The sequence below is a fragment of the Streptomyces albiflavescens genome (genome assembly GCF_014645835.1).
GTDB classification, from domain to species: Bacteria; Actinomycetota; Actinomycetes; order Streptomycetales; family Streptomycetaceae; genus Streptomyces; species Streptomyces albiflavescens.
On the sequence record NZ_BMMM01000027.1, the window covers coordinates 121160 to 137960 of the forward strand.

At 69.2% G+C, this 16801-nt stretch carries 11 protein-coding genes and 1 pseudogene; 7 read left to right on the plus strand and 5 right to left on the minus strand.

Going from position 1 to position 16801, the window contains the following annotated elements; translation table 11 throughout:
* Positions 1-35: 35 nt before the first annotated feature.
* From IEY95_RS44675 to IEY95_RS44685, 3 genes are all read left to right on the plus strand, one after another.
* Complete coding sequence (locus IEY95_RS44675) at positions 36-1703, plus strand: NAD(P)/FAD-dependent oxidoreductase (RefSeq protein WP_189192035.1); 1668 nt, start codon at positions 36-38, stop codon at positions 1701-1703.
* A gap of 14 nt (positions 1704-1717) precedes the next feature.
* A complete protein-coding gene (locus IEY95_RS44680) occupies positions 1718-3934 on the plus strand; it encodes an NAD(P)/FAD-dependent oxidoreductase (RefSeq protein ID WP_189192036.1) in 2217 nt (738 codons plus the stop codon).
* 286 nt (positions 3935-4220) lie between these two features.
* A complete protein-coding gene (locus IEY95_RS44685) occupies positions 4221-4910 on the plus strand; it encodes a TetR/AcrR family transcriptional regulator (RefSeq protein WP_189192037.1) in 690 nt (229 codons plus the stop codon).
* Between the two features lie 186 nt (positions 4911-5096).
* Here IEY95_RS44685 and IEY95_RS49825 read toward each other — a convergent pair.
* From IEY95_RS49825 to IEY95_RS44695, 3 genes and pseudogenes are all read right to left on the minus strand, one after another.
* Positions 5097-5885, minus strand: a pseudogene (locus tag IEY95_RS49825) (DMT family transporter); the annotation flags it as partial.
* A 388-nt stretch (positions 5886-6273) separates the two neighbouring features.
* Positions 6274-8022 (minus strand): MFS transporter, encoded by a 1749-nt coding sequence (locus IEY95_RS44690; protein ID WP_189192038.1) that lies wholly within the window; start codon positions 8020-8022, stop codon positions 6274-6276.
* 581 nt (positions 8023-8603) lie between these two features.
* The gene (locus tag IEY95_RS44695) at positions 8604-10367 is read right to left on the minus strand and encodes an MOSC and FAD-binding oxidoreductase domain-containing protein (RefSeq protein WP_189192039.1); all 1764 of its coding nucleotides are present in this window, start codon (positions 10365-10367) and stop codon (positions 8604-8606) included.
* Between the two features lie 374 nt (positions 10368-10741).
* On the opposite strand from IEY95_RS44695, the gene IEY95_RS44700 reads away from it, so the two are divergent.
* Positions 10742-11173, plus strand: coding sequence for a VOC family protein (locus IEY95_RS44700; RefSeq protein ID WP_189192040.1), 432 nt, complete (start codon positions 10742-10744; stop codon positions 11171-11173).
* A gap of 273 nt (positions 11174-11446) precedes the next feature.
* Here the strand turns inward: IEY95_RS44700 and IEY95_RS44705 are convergent, their stop codons facing one another.
* Entirely contained in the window at positions 11447-11977 is a 531-nt protein-coding gene (locus IEY95_RS44705) for a CGNR zinc finger domain-containing protein (protein WP_189192041.1), read from the minus strand.
* A gap of 488 nt (positions 11978-12465) precedes the next feature.
* On the opposite strand from IEY95_RS44705, the gene IEY95_RS44710 reads away from it, so the two are divergent.
* Together IEY95_RS44710 and IEY95_RS44715 are read left to right on the plus strand one after the other, a co-directional pair.
* The gene (locus tag IEY95_RS44710) at positions 12466-13335 is read left to right on the plus strand and encodes an alpha/beta fold hydrolase (protein ID WP_189192042.1); all 870 of its coding nucleotides are present in this window, start codon (positions 12466-12468) and stop codon (positions 13333-13335) included.
* Positions 13336-13623: 288 nt separating this feature from the next.
* Complete coding sequence (locus IEY95_RS44715; protein WP_189192043.1) at positions 13624-14484, plus strand: DUF427 domain-containing protein; 861 nt, start codon at positions 13624-13626, stop codon at positions 14482-14484.
* Positions 14485-14556: 72 nt separating this feature from the next.
* Here IEY95_RS44715 and IEY95_RS44720 read toward each other — a convergent pair whose 3' ends face one another.
* Positions 14557-15165 carry a TetR/AcrR family transcriptional regulator gene (locus IEY95_RS44720; protein ID WP_189192044.1) on the minus strand — a complete coding sequence of 203 codons (609 nt, stop codon included), beginning with the start codon at positions 15163-15165 and terminating at the stop codon, positions 14557-14559.
* A 413-nt stretch (positions 15166-15578) separates the two neighbouring features.
* Between IEY95_RS44720 and IEY95_RS44725 the strand changes: the two genes are divergently transcribed.
* Positions 15579-16801: 2-oxoacid:acceptor oxidoreductase family protein (locus IEY95_RS44725; RefSeq protein ID WP_308429418.1), on the plus strand; the 1223-nt coding region annotated here is incomplete at its 3' end.

Below are 16801 nucleotides of genomic sequence, written 5' to 3' on the forward strand. Positions count from 1 at the left end.
ACAACTCCGCCCCGACCTCTGGAGGAACGAGCATCATGCAACCGCTGCCCGCGTCCGGCTTGCCCGACAAGGCCGTCCATGACGTCGCCATCCTGGGCGCCGGAATCGCCGGCTCCATCCTCGCGGCCATCCTGAGCCGCAACGGGGTGAAGACGGTCCTGATCGACGCCGGCACCCACCCGCGCTTCGCGGTGGGCGAGTCCACCATCCCGTACACCTCCGTGATGCTGAGGATCCTCGCCGCGCGTTACGGAGTGCCGGAGATCGCGCATCTGAGCCACTTCTCCACGATGCGCTCCAAGGTGTCCTCGAACTCCGGCCAGAAGCGCAACTTCGGCTTCGTCTACCACCGCGAGGGCGAGGCCCAGGACCCCGGTGAGATCAACCAGTTCGTGATTCCGGTGGCGCTGTCCACCGAGTCGCACATGTTCCGCCAGGACGTCGACGCCTACATGTTCAACGTCGCGGTGCGCTACGGCGCCGTGCCGCGCCTGGGCACCCGGGTGTCGGACGTCGAAGTGGACGGCTCGGGGGTCACCCTCGCGGTGGAGAACGGCCCCGCGATCCGTGCCCGGTACGTCGTCGACGCGGGCGGTCACAACTCGCCGCTGGCCAAGAAGTTCGCGCTGCGCGACGAGGTGCCCCAGCAGCGCACGCACTCGCGGACCCTCTTCACCCACATGATCGGGGTGCGCCCGTACGACGACTGCCCGGCCGGGCGCAAGCACGACAACCCGAGCCCCTGGCACCAGGGCACCCTGCACCACGTCTTCGACGGCGGCTGGGTGTGGGTCATCCCGTTCGACAACCACCGGGGCGCCACCAACCGGCTGTGCAGCGTCGGTCTGACCCTGGACCCGCGCAAGCACCCGAAGACGGATCTGCCGCCGGAGCAGGAGTTCGCGCAGTTCCTGGAGCGGTTCCCGGACGTGGCCCCGCAGTTCAGGCACGCGAAGGCGGCCCGCCCTTGGGTGTCCACGGGGCGGCTCCAGTACTCCTCGCACCAGGTCGTCGGCGACCGCTTCTGCCTGACCTCGCACGCCGCGGGCTTCGTGGACGCGCTGTACTCGCGCGGACTGACCAACACCACCGACGTGGTCAACTCGCTGGCCTGGCGGCTGATCGAGGCGGCCAAGGACGACGACTTCTCCGCCGAGCGGTTCGGGCACATCGAGACGCTCCAGCAGGGTCTCGTACGCGCCCACGACGAGGTGGTGGCGTCGTCCTTCACCTCCTTCCGCGACTACGGGATGTGGAACGGCACGTTTCGCATGTGGGCGCTCGGCACGGTGCTCGGCACGCTCAACGCCCAGGACGCGCTCGTACGGTTCCAGCGGTCCAAGGACCCGTTGATCTGGCGGGAGTTGGAGGCGCAGCCGCACCCCGGCGCCCTGTTCCCGGCGAGCGTCGGGTTCAACAAGATCACCGATGCCGCCTGGGCCGCCTGCCGGGACGTCGAGGCCGGTCTGATGACGCCCGACCGGGCCACCGGCGAGCTGTTCGACCTGCTGCAGGACGACGGTTACGCGCCGCCGCCGTTCGGTCTGCACGACCCGGCGAACCGCTTCTACAACCCCAACCCGGCCCGCATGATCCGCACCATGCACTGGGCCAAGCGCGGATCGGCGGCCGCGGACACCGGCCCCGTGGTGGCCGGCGCGCTCGGCGGCTTCCTGCGTTCCCGCTTCCGCAGGCACTCATGAGGGAGGACGGGCCCATGCCCCGGAACGAACACACGGAACGACCACCCACCGCGGGCCCCGCCCAACCGGCGGACCAGAGCTGGGCGGAGGGCGCCGAGACGGTGGCGGCGGCCGAGTCGGCCCTGCCGTACGAGCCGGCGACGGAGACGGCCCCGGCGGTCGGCCCTTCACGCAGGACGAACAGGCCCGCCAAGCCGACACACACACCGGGCCGGCTCGCCGAGCCGAGTGCCGTGCCCGCTCCCACTGCGGGCAGCCGCCCCGCGGGGCGGGCACAGCCTGCGGCGCCGGGTGCCGTTGCCACGCCCAAGACCACCGGGCCGGCCGCATTGACCCCGAAGACCGCTCGCCCCGCGGTACCCACCCCCAAGACCGCCCAGCCCGCCATGCCGACGCCGAAGACCGTCCGGCGCGGCGAACCGACGCGCGAGGCCGTCCCGGCCGTCGAAGCCGCGGCCACGCCCTCCGTGGAACCGGCAGCCGCATCGACTCCCGCCGCTCCCTCCCCTGAACCGAGCGGCGGCTCCGGCCCGGTTCCCGCAGCGAGGGCCGAGTCCGGCCCGTCCGTCACCCCGGAGACCGGCCCCGCGCCGGCACCCGGCCGTCCCGGGAACCCGGCACGGCACACCGTCGCCGTCCTGGGCGCCCACCTCGGGGGCGGCATGCTCGCCGCGATCCTGGCCCGCGCCGGGATCGACGTGGTCCTGGTGGACTCGCCGCACGACGCCACCACCCCGTCGGGCGAGACCACCGTCCCGTACACCGCGGAGGTCTTCGAACTGCTCGCCCGCCGTTACGGCGTACCCGAGCTGTCCGCGCTCGGACACTTCGCAGAGCTGCCCCCCGAGGTCCGCAGGACCTCGGGGATCAAGTCCAGCATCGGCTTCGTGTACGCGCGCCCGGGCGCCCCCGTACGGCCGCACCACGTGGTGCAGTTCAACGTGCCCAGCGAGCACGGCGAGTCGCATCTGTACCGGCCCGACGTCGACGCCTGGGTGCACCGGCTCGCCGTGGGCTACGGCGCCAAGGTGCCGCAGGGGCGCCCGGCGTTCACCGAAGTGCGCGGCGACGCGGGCGACTTCACCGTCGAGCTGGCCGACGGCGGCAGCGTCGGTGCGGCGTTCGTGGTCGACATGTCCGGGCCCGACGCGCCGATGCTGCGCCGGCTCGGCCCCGATCCGGCGCTGCGCCCGCTGCGGCACTCCTCGCGGGTGCTGACCGCGCACCTGCGGGGCGTACGGCCGCTGGAGCGGCGGGTGGACCCCGGCAAGGGCGGCACCCCCTGGACGGGCGGCACGACCCAGGTGGTCTTCCCCGGCGGCTGGATCCAGCTCGTCCCGTTCGGCGACCAGCGCACCGGCGAGACCTCGCTGACCAGCGTGGCGGTGAGTCTCGACGCCAAGTTGTGGCCGCAGCGTTCGGCGTCGCCGGAGGACGACTTCCAGCAGCTGATACGTCAATTCCCGGACCTGGAGTGGCAGTTCCGCGAGGCGACGCCGGTCCGCCCGTGGACGGGCTCGGAGCCGTGGCAGTACGGCGCCAACGCGGCCCTCGGCGACGGCTTCGTCGTCCTCGAACGCTCCGCCGTGCGCTGCGACTTCACGCTCTCCAGGGATGTCACCCTGACGGCCGAACTGGTCCACGAGGCGGCCGCGCACCTCATCTCCGCGGCGAACAGCGGCGATTGGTCGGTGGAGCGTTTCCGCCCCCTCGAGTCGTTCCAGGCGTCGCTGATCGAGCACGGGGACCGGTTGCTGCGCACGGCGCTGACGGCCACCACCGACTTCCGGCTCTGGAACGCCTTCTGCCGGGTCTGGTTGCTGCACTCCATGTTCGCCGCCCTGTCGCTCAAGCGGGCCCGCAACGACGCGCTGGTCCGGCCCGGACGGCCCGACCAGTGGCGGGAGTTGGAGCGCCACCGGGGCGCGGGATTCTGGTTCCCCGTCTACCCCGGCTTCGTCGCCCTGTTCGACGACATGGTCCAGCTGGCACGGCAGGTGGCTGACAACCGGCTGGCACCGGGCGCGGCGGCCGAGCGGATTTTCGGCCAGTTGGACAGCGCGTCGTTCGTCCCGCCGCTCTTCGCCTTCGGCGATCCCACCGACCGCTACTACAACTTCACCCCGCTGAAACGGGTCAAGGTACTGCTGTGGGCCAAGCGCAGGGCGCCGTACATGGTCCAACGGGTGCTCACCCGGGGGGCCACCGTCCTGCCCGACGTCGAACGGTAGACAGGGACCCCACGGGTAGCTGAAAGAATTCGGGCAAAGGAACCGCCGCCCCGCTGAAGCTCGCCCGCGCGGGCCGGGGACGGCGGTTCCTTGTCGCGTCGGCGCGCGCGGGTCCCGCGGCGGCGCGGTCCGCTGATCGAATCCGGCCAGCTCCCGCGCCGGTTCGCGAGGGGGACTCGACACCGCGACGGACTGCCGGAATGCTCCCTACCGGGGAGTCTTCCCATGTGGGATGCTGATATCGTCGATTTCCTACACGCATGAATTAACACCCGAAGGGGGACTGGTGAGCACCGGAAACGGGATCCCCTGTGCCACGCAGGCGGACGCACAGCCGGGCGTTGCCGCCCGCCGCGGCCGGTCGCCTTCGCGCGGTGGCGGCCGACGCCCGGGACAGAGCAGCACCAAGGAGCAGATCCTCAACGCCGCGCTCGAACTCTTCGCGGCCAAGGGCTACTCGGGCACCACCATGCGGGGCATCGCCCAGCAGGCGCAGGTCGACCCGGCCCTCATCCACCACTTCTTCAGCAACAAGGAAGGCGTGTTCCAGGACGCGGTCTCGTCCCGGCTCGATGTGTCGGCCCTCTTCGACTCCCTGACCGCCCCGGACGCCGAGCCGGTCCTGGAGCGCCGCGGTGAGCGGGTCGCGCGCACGTTCCTGGCCTTCTGGGAGGACGAGTCGACCCGGCCGGCGCTGATCGCCATCTACCGGACCGGGCTGTCGGACGAGGCGACTTCGAAGACCTTCCGGGACCAGATCGAGGACAGCTTCGCGGCCTGCGTCCGGCGCATCGCGCCCGAGGACAGCGACCGCACCCCCGCCTTCGCCTCACTGGTGTCCGCGCAGCTCGCCGGCCTCGTGATGCTGCGGTACGTCCTCCAGACGGAGCCGCTTGCCTCGCTCGACTTCGAGGAACTCATCGAGTGGTTCGTGCCCGCCATCGAGGTGCACTTCGACCGGCTGTCCCAGGGATAGCCGCCGCCGCTCCGGGACGGTCGCCGCGGAGTGCGTGTGGGCCTCGGGGTGCGTGTGGGCCTCTGAACGCACAGGTGCCTCCGGGCGCCCATGTACCTCCGGGCGCGTGCGAGCCTCGGGACGCGTGTGGGCCTCGGGACGCGTGTGGGCCAGCACGAAGACGCCCCGCCCCGCCGCGGCCGCCGCGGCGAGCCCCGCCAACGCGCCGGGGATTCCGGTGGCATAGCGGTCCCCGAGGACCACGACGCCGATGACCGCCGCGAACACGGGATTGACCAGGGTCATGGTGGCCAGCGGGGCCTCCAGCCCACCCCGGTAGGCCAGTTGGCACAGGACGAGGCCTCCCACCGCCAGACAGATCACGCCGATCGTGAGAGCGACGGCCGAGACCGGCAGCCGTAGCGCGCCGTCGTCCGTGAGCTTCAGGACCGCGGTCTGCGTCAGCGCCGACGCGGCACCGAAGGCGACGCCGGCCGCGACGGCGTACCACAGGCTCGTGGTCATCGTGCGACGGCCCACCGCGGCGGCCACCGTGCAGATCGCGAGCACCGTAACGGTCAGACCGACGACGCCCGCCGTCTCCGACGGCGCGAGCGTCCGGCTGGACTGCGCGGAACGCGTGAGGAAGAGCAGTCCGGCGACACCGGCCACGGTGAAGGCGATGCCGGAGCACTGGGCTCCGGTCATACGTCGTCGCAGTACGGTCGCGGACAACAGCGGAGCCGCCACCAGGGTCAGCACGCCGAGCATCTGCACGGCGACGAGCGAACCGAAGCGCAGCGCCGCCGTGTGCAGCGCCGCGCCCAGCAAGTTGAGCAGCAGCGACACCCACCAGGCGGCGCCGCGCAGCACCCCGCGGCGTCCCCGCTCGCTCACGTACGAGGCCACCGCCCGCTGTGCGACGGCCGCACCGGCGTACGCCAGGGCCGAGGCCACGCCGAGCGTGAGAACCGAGAACACGGTTCGTCCTTTCACCGCGGGGGCACGGGTGTTGGGGGCTTGGAGGCGAGGCGAAGACGGAGGCGTGGGCGCGCCGCCACGGCGGGCGGCCGGCGCCGAAAGGGAAGGGGGACCGGGCGCACCTCCCCCGGCCCCCGGCCCTCGTTCCTCGGTCGTTCCTCAACGGTGTACGCGTGTTGTTTCTCAGCGATGTACGCGGTGTTGTCAGCGGATCCCGGCCGGGGCGAGCGATGCGTCGACATCGCTCGCCAGGTCGGCGCGGGCGCGGTGCCCGTGCGTCCATGCGCCCATGTGTCCGGGCATCCGGGCATCCGGACCTACGGGCCTACGGGCGTACGGGCGTACGGGCGTACGGGCGTACGGGCGTACGGGCGTACGGGCGTACGGGCGTGTACGGGCTCGGTCAGGCGCCCCCGGGAACGTCCTGGACGTCCTCGGGACGGATCTTCGGCAGGGCGAGGACCAGCAGGCAGGACAGGCCGAAGCAGCCGATCTGCCAGAACACGACCTGCTCGAAGCTGTCGCCGAAGTTGGACTTGCGCGCCTCGGGCACGGCCTTGCCGAGCACCGCGGCCTGCACCTTCGCCTTGGTCTCCGCCGGCACGGGCGCGTTCGCCATCTGCTTCTCGATGGCCGCGCAGCTCGCCGGTGTCGCGGTCAGGTCCTTCTGGTTCATCTTGTCGTGGAAGCAGGTCTGGAAACCGGCGGTGACCTGTGCCTGCTGCGCCTCCGAAAGACCGGCCGCCGCCAGGTCGCTGCGCAGCTCCGGCAGCGCCGTTCGGCTGGCACCGTCGGCGTTCGAGCCGAGCAGCCCGTAGAAGAGAATGCCCGCGACAGCGATTCCGATCGCGATGCCGACCTGCTGCACGGTGGCGAGCATGCCGGATGCCGAACCGGCCTCACGGGAGCGGATGCCGGCCAGGATGATCCCGGTGCACGGGGCGAGGAAGAAGCCACCGCCGAGCCCGGCGATCATCAGCGAGGGGATCAACTGGTAGCCGTGCAGGTCCGATCCGGCCCAGTGCAGCGTGCCGATCACACCGGACATGCCGACGAGCAACAGCCCGGTGCCGACCGCGAGGGTCTTGGTGCCGAGCCGCTTGACCACGGCCGCCGAGCGCGCGGAGCCGACCGCGATGAGCGCGGCGAAGCCGAGGCTGACCAGGCCCGCGGAGATCGGGGTGTAGCCGAAGCCGATCTGCAGGCTCATGAAGAAGACCATGAAGAAGGACGGGATACCGGCGAAGAACACCACGCTGATCACGAGCCCGACGGTGAACGACCGCTCCTTGAAGAGCCCGCTCGGCACCAGCGGTGACCTGTCGGCCAGCTTCGACAGCTTGTTCTCGTACACGAAGAACTCGGCGAGCACGAGCGGGCTCAGCACCAGGAGTACCAAACTCCAGCCCGGCCAGTCGTGTTCACGACCGATGACCAGCGGCAGGATCAGACTGAAGAGCCCGGCGCTGAGGATGACCGCACCGGTGACATCGAGCCGTCGTGCGCCGCCTCCCGAGGACTCCGGGATCTTGGCCAGGCCGAGCAGCAGGGCGATCAGGCCGACCGGCAGGTTGACGTAGAAGATCGCCCGCCAGTCGGTGTCCATGATGTTCAGCTGGATCAGCCAGCCGCCGAGTACCGGCCCGAGCACGGTACCGAGTCCCACCGAAGCCCCGTACATGGCAAGGGCCTTGGGGCGTTCCTTCGCCGAGAACGTGACCTGGATGATCGACAGCACCTGGGGGAACATCAGGCCGGAGCACATGCCCTGGAGCACCCGGGACGCGATCAGGAAGGTCGAGCTGGGGGCCGCGCCGCACAGCGCCGAGGCGAGGGTGAAGCCCAGCATGCCGATCAGGAAGATCTTGCGGCGGCCGTAGATGTCGCCGAGCCTGCCGCCCGTCACCAGCACACAGGCGAACGCGAGCGAGTAGACCGCGACGACCAGCTGGATCTCGGCGAAGGTCGAGCCGAGGTCGCTCTGCAGCGAGGGCAGGGCGACCATCGTGATCGTGGTGTCCAGCATCTGCATGAAGATGGCGGACAGCGTGACGGCGAGGATCACCCAGCGCGCCGGGTTGGCGACGGACCCCGGGCCGGGCGAAGTACCGGGCGGGGCCGCCGCCTTCACGCCCGTGTCAATCGATTCCATGTTTCCTCCTTGGGTACGCCGTCCGCTGACAGCACCCCGCGAGTTATTCATTCTCCAATGAAGTCTACGAGTACTGAATTCCAAACCGCAAGCGCGATGGCCGTCTTCCGGACAGAGCGATGTCGCTCAACAGCTGTGCGAGCGCGATCTGTTGACGTGCAGTGACACCTACGGGATGGTCAGGTGCGGCTACATCCAGGCCAGTTCCGGATCACGTGCGAGCGGCCGAGTCCGACACCTCGGCAACCATGTCCGACTCACGCGGTCATCGACTGATGAACTCGCGGACACCGGAGGGTCGTTCACGGTTCGGGAGCGCGAAGGACACCGACGGCGTGCGGCGACGCCGCCGATCCGAGGACGGGTGCGGAGGGTGTTCAGGCCCGAGGAGCACCGCGTCACAGGCCATGGAGCCGGCGACAACTGTCGTTTTCCCACAGCTGGACACGGCACGCGGCGCGGTCGTGGTCGTTTCTGAAGGCTCCCCGCGAGGAGGCGCCTTCACCCCAGGCCCCGTTACGGGGCAGGGCGTTACCAGGCGGCGGGCAGGCTGCAGGGCAAGGTCGCGCCGATCCGGCCGATCAGAGGTCGAGCACGACTTCGGTGGTCGGTTCGCTGCAGCAGACGAGGATGGTGCCGGCCTCGGGGAGTTCGAGGGGCGGGGTGGTGTAGGTGATGTCGCCCGACACGAGGTGGGTGATGCAGGTGTGACAGACGCCGGTGCGACAGGACCAGCGGGTGGGGATGTCGCAGGCTTCGGCGAGATCGAGGAGTGACGCGTGAGCGGGTGACCATGGGGTGGTGACGCCGCTGCGGGCGAAGGTGATGAGGGGGCCGGCGCCCGGTGGACCGGGTGGCTGGTGCGGCCGGATCGCGGCAGTGGGAGTGACGCCGGGATTGATGGCGGGGAGAGCGCTGAACTGTTCCGTATGGATCCGCTCGGGGCGCAGGCCGTGATCGCGCAGGTAACCGCCGAGGTCGTCCATGAAGGCGGGCGGACCGCAGAGGTAGGCGTCGGCGTCGGTGGGAATGCCCAGGGCCGCGAGCGACTGAGCGGTCGGGCGCCCATGGATGATGCGGGTCCCGTCGGGATGGGGGACCGCTCCGGCGGTGTAGTAGATGTGCGCCTGGGCGTTGGGGAGTTGCGCCAGGAGGGCATGGGTCTCGTCCGCGAAAGCATGCTGGGCGCGGTCATGAGCGGTGTGGATCCACCAGACAGGGCGCGGGTCTCGTGTGGCGGCGAGCTGGTGAAGCATGGCCAGTACCGGAGTGGCACCGATCCCCGCGGAGATGAGGACGACCGCGCTGGTGCCATCTTCGAGCACGAACGTTCCGCGGGGGCTGGCGATGTCCACGAGGTCCCCGGGGTGGAGCCTGGCATGGATGTAGCCGCTGACTTTCCCGTGGGGCTCGTGCTTGACGCTGATGCGATAGGTGCCGGCTGTGGGCGCGGAGGACAGCGAGTAGCTGCGCACCGCAGGGGCCTGTTCGCCGACGGCGAGGCGGACGGAGAGGTACTGGCCCGGGCGAGCCTCGGGCAGCGGTGTGCCGTCGGTGGTGCCGAGGTAGATCGACGAGACGGTGGGGGTCTCGGGGACGATGCGGGCGACGCGCATGGTCTTGAAGCCCGGCCAGCCCGGTTCCTCTCGGGGCTGCTGGGTGCCGGTGCGTTCGCCCGGCCATCCCGGTTCCTGTCGGGGCTGCTGGGCGGCGGCGAGTTCGCGGAACGACTGCTGCCATCCGGGGCTCAGGGCGGGGATGTTCAGGGCTTTGTGCAGCTTCGCGGGGTCGCGGTCGGGGAGATAGAGCAGAGCGTCGGTGTCGGCGACGCTGAGTTCTTCCGGGCCCTTGCGGGTGAGGGTGATCTCGTCGCCGGCCTGGACGCGTCCCTCGGCGATGACGCGCAGGTAGAAGCCTGGGCGGTGGTGGGCGACCAGGAGGGAGGCCATGGCGGGTTCGCCCAGGCGCATGCCTACGCGGTAGCAGGTGACGCGGGGCTGGGTCACTTCGAATTCGGCGTCGCCGATGCGATACCGGTCGCCGATGCACACTTCGTCGTCCGGCAGCCCGTCGACGGTGAGGTTCTCACCGAAGATCCCGAAGGTCAGGTCGTCGCGACCGAGTTGCTTCTGCCAGTACTGATAGGACTGCAACTGATAGACGAGGACGGCACGTATTTCGCCGCCGTGCCCGGCCAAATCTCCTTGACCGTCTCCCTCGACGTTCAGCCGTCGCACCATCCGGGGGCCGTGTACGGGGGACTTCCAGGCTCCGGTGTGGACAGTCCTTCCCTGCCAGAAGACGTCCTTGGGCATTCCTACGTTGACGGACAGCAGCGTCGCCATTGCGGACCTCCTGCGGGTGGCCGACCGGCGGCAGCCCCTCGTGGCGCTGTGATCTGTGTGCTGGGGGATCTGTGTGCTGGGGGATCTGTGCGCTGGGGGATCTGTGCGCTGGGGCCGATACTAGTTCTCCGGTCGGCACCTCCGCGATTCCGCGATCATGCATCTCTTGGCACATTCGCCGAGATCCCTCGAGATCCCTCGAGATCCCTCGAGATCCCTCGAGATCCCTTGAAGTCCCTCGAAGGGACGGACCGGCGCAGAAGGTCATGTCCCTTCGTTTTTCCTCAGCGATCCATTTTTTCCTCGGCGGATCATTCATGTCACGCATGGTTGCCATGTGGCGGGTGTGTGCCGTGCTGCACCAGAATGATCACATGGAGTACAAGCTCGAGGTCGTCATCCTGCCTGTGAGCGATGTCGACCGTTCTTTGGCCTTCTATACGGAGCATCTGGATTTCAACCTGGACGTGGACTACGGGCCCAGCCCCGTTTTCCGCGTCGTGCAGCTGACGCCTCCCGGCTCCGCGTGCTCGGTGCAGATCGGAGTCGGACTCACCGACGCAGAGCCCGGCTCGGCGCAGGGCCTGTACTTGGTGGTCCCCGATCTCGAAGCCGCGCAGGCCGAACTGGCGTCCCGCGGCGTCGACGTCGGGGAGATCAGGCACAAGTCACCCAACAACACGTGGCAGGGCGGCTTCGAGCCCGGCGCCGACCCGGAGCGCCGCGACTACGCGAGTTTCGCCGAGGTCATGGACCCCGACGGCAACACATGGACACTGCAGGAGCGGGGTTTCCGTCCCTCGTGAGGGGAAGCAACCGGACCCGGCTTCCTGAGCACTGGGGATCTCCCAGACAGTCCGTGGCCTACGGCGGCCGCATCGGAGGGATCAGCGGCCCCGATGGCGGTTTCGACCCGCGGGCAGCGAGGCTGAGGTTGTGGGGTCCCTCCATCGCTGGAGAAACCCATCGTGACCGTGCCCGCTCCGACCGGAGAGTCCACCGCTTCAGGTGGTCCGACCGGACCTCGGGAGGCTTGTGGATCGGTTGGATCACAGGCACCGAGAGGACTGCCGGAGGCGTTACTCGGCTGCGACGTCGCGGGTGCGCTGATAGTGGCGCCTTGCCTTCATGCGGTTGCCGCAGACGGCCATCGAGCACCAGCGGGCCTTGTTGGTCTTGCTGCGGTCGAGGAGGAATCGCCGGCACTCCGGGTTGGCGCACGGCCGCAGCCGGGCGGGCATCGCCTCCTGCAGCGTGCTCCACGCCATGACCGCCTCCACCGCCATACGGCGCTCCGCAGGGGCGTCCAGCTCCCACGACACCCCCGCGGGCGAGAGATGCGGGCGGGAGGTGACGTCTTCCAGGAGCGGGGCCAGCGACGACGTGGCGGGCCGGCTGCCGCGCACCACGTCCTGCAGGGCATCGCGCGCCTGCAGGAGGTGTCGGAGCTCGCCAGAGGTGCCGCTGCCGCCGTGGGCCCGCTGCCAGGACCTGGCCGCTTCGGGTTCTGCCAGCTGGTCCTGGACGGCCCCATTGACCACTGGCGTGGTGTTGAGGAGCTGCAGCAGTGCGTCTTGCTGTTCTCGCTGCTGTTCCCGATCGGCCACCATCGCACCTCCTAACCAGATTGGTTCGCTTGACAGGTTACACGGACACGCCAACTCTAACTAGAGAAGTTAATTTCATCGGTTAGATACGCTCGCGGGCGGGTCGCCGCACCGGCTGGACGGCCAGTGACTACGGCTGCGACCGCGGCTACGGCTGCGACTGCGACTGCGACTGCGACTGCGACTGCGACTGCGGCATGAAAGACCGGGACCGCGAACACCCGCCAAGGCTGCCAGGCCGGGCCGGCCCTGATGGGCCACGAAGGTACACAGACACGCACCGGCCACCCGAGCGGACTCGAGGTGGGCGACTGCACTGGCTGACGACCATGCACGGACGGAGGCTGGAAGCAGGCCGACGTTCCGCCGCCCGGGCATGGCGACGCTCCGACCACCATCACAATCTAACCGGCTAATACTTCTTGACAGGTTAGATCGAGCGTGCTCGACTGGACACATAACCACTAAAGCTTGAAAGAGAGGTTAGGGCTATGGGTTCCGAAGTCCACCACCGCACCGCCACCGTCAACGGTCTCGAGGTCTTCTACCGGGAGGCCGGCGACCCCCAGGCACCCGCCGTCGTCCTCCTGCACGGTTTCCCGACCAGCTCGCACATGTTCCGCCACCTGATTCCGGCGCTCGCCGACCGCTACCACGTGATCGCCCCCGACCACATCGGGTTCGGCCAGTCCGCAATGCCCACCCTGCAGGACTTCCCGTACACCTTCGACGCCCTCACCGAGGTCACCGCCGGCCTGCTCCAGCACCTGGGCGTCGACCGGTTCGCGATGTACGTGCAGGACTACGGCGCCCCCATCGGCTGGCGGCTCGCACTCCAGGACTCGGACCGCATCACGGCGATCATCACCCAGAACGGCAACGCCTACGAAGAGGGCTTCGTCAAGCCCTTCTGGGACGGCGTCTTCGCCTACACCCAGAACCCCAACCCGGACACCGAAGCCCCCATGCGCGGCGCCCTGACCCCCGAGATCACCCGCTGGCAGTACGTCAACGGCGTCGCCGACCCCAGCCTCGTCAGCCCCGACAACTGGGTCCACGACCAGGCGCTGCTGGACCGTCCCGGAAACGACGAGATCCAGCTCAAGCTCTTTCGCGACTATCCCACCAACGTGGACCTCTACCCGCAGGTCCACCAGTACTTCCGCGACTCCCGGGTACCGCTGCTGGCGGTCTGGGGCGCCAATGACGAGATCTTCGGCCCCGGCGGCGCCACGGCGTTCGGCAGGGACCTGCCCGACGCCGAGATCCACCTGATCGAGTCCGGGCACTTCGCCCTGGAGAGCCACCTGCACACCATCACCGAGCACATCCGCGACTTCCTCGGCCGCGTCCTCGCCTGACGCGCAGGGGGTCGAGGCGGCTGCGGCGGCCGGGGACCACACACTCTCCTCCCGCCGCGGCCGGCAGAGGACCCGCCATGCAACACCTCGCCCCACACACCTTCGGCGCCACCCCGCAGACCGTGAGCACCGCTCACGACTTCGCGAGCCGTGCGCACCGCTCGCGAATGCGCGATACAGGCCACCGACACCTGGGGCGGGTGCCGGCGCCGCGACCACGTACGGGCAACAACCACACCACCCCGGGGTGCGGTCACCCGCCCACCCCGCACCCGGAAGGAACCCGCCATGGGACTGTCCTGGCAGCAAGGCCCCCTCTCCGCCGGCGCGATCGGACACTTCCTCACGCCCGAACCCCTGCCCGAACGGCTCCTGTTCGCCGAGCGGCTGCGCCGCCGCATGCGGGTGAAGTTCAACGACACCCAGATCGCCGACAGTGAGGACGTCGTCCTGCTGCACGAACCGGGTCGCTATCCCGTCGCCTACTTCCCCCGCGAGGACGTCGACGAGCAGGTCCTGGTCGCCGGCAGCAAGGTCACCCACCACAAGGACCTCGGCGACACCGCCTGGTACGCGGTCCGGGCCGGTGACCGCACCACCGAACGCGCGGCCTGGGAGTTCACCGCACTGCCCAAGCATGCCGCCGAACTCCAGGGCCGCATCGCCTTCGCATGGCGCGCGATGGACGCCTTCTACGAGGAGGACGAACGCATCCTGGGACACGCCGCGGACCCGTACCACCGCATCGATATCCGCAACACCTCCCGCACCCTGGAAGTCCGCCTCGGCGACACCGTGGTGGCCCGCTCCGCGCACCCCGTCGTGCTCTTCGAGTCAGGATTCGCCCCGCGCTGGTACGTCCCGCGCGCCGACATCGACGAGACCTGGCTGCGCCCCGTCGAAGGACAGACGTTCTGCCCCTACAAGGGCCTGTGCGACTACTACGACATCGGCGACGTGCGCCGTGCCGCCTGGGCCTACCCCCGTGCCTACCGGGAGGTCGACCGGATCAGCGACATGGTGTCGTTCGAACCGGACCAGGTCGAGGTCTATCTCGACGGCACCCGCCTGCACCTCGAGCCCGGGCAGAACGTCGTCCCCCATGGCGTCGACCGCGGCCTGGACGCCGACGAGGTCAAGGCTGACTGACCGCGACGAGAGCCTGAGCCCGTCGATGACGTACGCGACAAGTCGTCAAGCAGCTGTCATCACGAGCGGCGTTCACTCACCCGGATCGGAATGAGCAGACCCCGCCGGAACATGAGCAGACCCCGCCGGATCGGCGACCAGCAGCGCGGCCACCGCCGGTGCGAGCGCACGTATCAGTTCCGCGGAATCGTCGTCCTTCGTCAACTCCGCTGGCAGCAAGCCCATATGACGTGATGTCATCACGCCCACCAACAGGCTGCTGATCAGCGCCAGCCTGATCTCGTCCGCCCCGGCGATCCCCTCCGGGACCAGGGACTGAGTAAACCTCTCCCGAGCCGCGGGCAGATCGAGCGCGGAGCGCAGCACACCCAGGATGCGCCGCCGCTGCACGGGGTCGCCCCAGTCGGTCACCGCGTGACGCAGCAGCCACTCCGCCGCGCCGGGATCCCGTCGCCCGATCGCCTCCCGGAACACCCCGGCCGGCCTGACGGTCTCCGCGACGACGGCGTCGTAGAGCACTTCCTTGGAGGCGAAGTAGTGCCCGATCAGGGCGGGGTCACAGCCGGCGTCCGCGGCGACGGCGCGTAGCGACGTGTTGCGGTAGCCGAGTTCGGCGAAGAGATCCGCGGCAGACCGCATGATGGCCTGGCGGCTACCGAGTGTGCCTCTACTTTCGGCCACGGCGGCACTTCCTCTCGATCACGAGTCCCCCCGAAGGACGTGCTTCCCGCCCGGTTCCGACACGGGTGTCCGCAACGACGGGACAGCGTGACGCCGAGCCCCACAATAATTCATTCGGACATGAAGTCTACACTCAGTGACTTCTTGGGTCAAAGCTTTCCGTGCATCGATGAAGATCCTCAACACCCTTGCGCCATCAGGCTTTTGGCACCGTACCAGCACAGGTGAGCGACACCCGGATGGCTCGCCGAGACGTGCACGGGTCAGCCTCGACCGCACAATTCAACGCCCATTGAAATTAATCACCGATCCCCCTACGCTCGCAGCGGGCGCCCAACCCTCGTTCAGTGCGACGGCTCTGCGGGTGCATGCCCGCGCACGCGCATTTCCGCCCCAGGGAGAGGCACTTGCAGGTGACGAAACAGACGGATCAGCTCGACCGGGTCATCATCCGTTTCTCGGGTGACTCCGGCGACGGCATGCAGCTCACTGGTGATCTGTTCACCTCACAGACGGCGTCCTTCGGAAACGACCTGGCGACGCTGCCCAACTTCCCGGCCGAGATCCGCGCCCCCGCAGGCACCCTGCCGGGCGTGTCCAGCTTCCAGCTGCACTTCGCCGACCACGACATCCTCACGCCCGGCGACGCGCCCAACGTCCTCGTCGCCATGAACCCGGCGGCCCTGAAGGCGAACATCGGCGATGTGCCACGCGGCGCTGAACTCATCGTCAACACTGACGAGTTCACCAAGCGGGCGATGCAGAAGGTCGGCTACGAGAGGAGTCCGCTGGAGGACGGTTCGCTGGACGGCTACCACGTCCATCCCGTCCCCCTGAACACCCTCACCGTGGAGGCGCTCGCCGGCTTCGGGCTGGCACGCAAGGATGCGGACCGCTGCAAGAACATGTTCGCGCTGGGCCTGCTGAGCTGGATGTACCACCGGCCCACCGAGGGGACCGAGAAGTTCCTGCAGACCAAGTTCGCGAAGAAGCCCGACATCGCCGCGGCCAACATCGCGGCGTTCCGCGCGGGCTGGAACTTCGGAGAGACGACCGAGGACTTCGCCGTCTCGTATCAGGTCGCACCCGCTGCGGAGACGTTTCCGGCGGGGACCTATCGGAACATCTCCGGGAACCTGGCCCTGTCGTACGGCCTGATCGCGGCCTCGATCCAGGCGGACCTCCCCCTTTTCCTCGGCTCGTACCCGATCACGCCGGCCTCCGACATCCTGCACGAGCTCAGCAAGCACAAGAACTTCGGCGTGCGCACCTTCCAGGCCGAGGACGAGATCGCCGCCGTCGGCGCGGCGCTGGGCGCGGCGTTCGGCGGTTCGCTGGCGGTCACCACGACCTCCGGTCCCGGCGTCACACTCAAGGCGGAAACCGTCGGTCTGGCCGTCTCGCTCGAACTGCCGTTGCTGGTCATCGACATCCAGCGCGGCGGCCCGTCCACCGGTCTGCCGACCAAGACCGAACAGGCCGACCTTCTCCAGGCGATGTACGGCCGCAACGGCGAAGCCCCCGTACCGATCGTGGCCCCCAGGACATCGGCCGACTGCTTCGACGCCGTCCTGGAAGCGGCCCGTATCGCGCTGACCTACCGCACCCCGGTGATCCTGCTCTCCGACGGCTACCT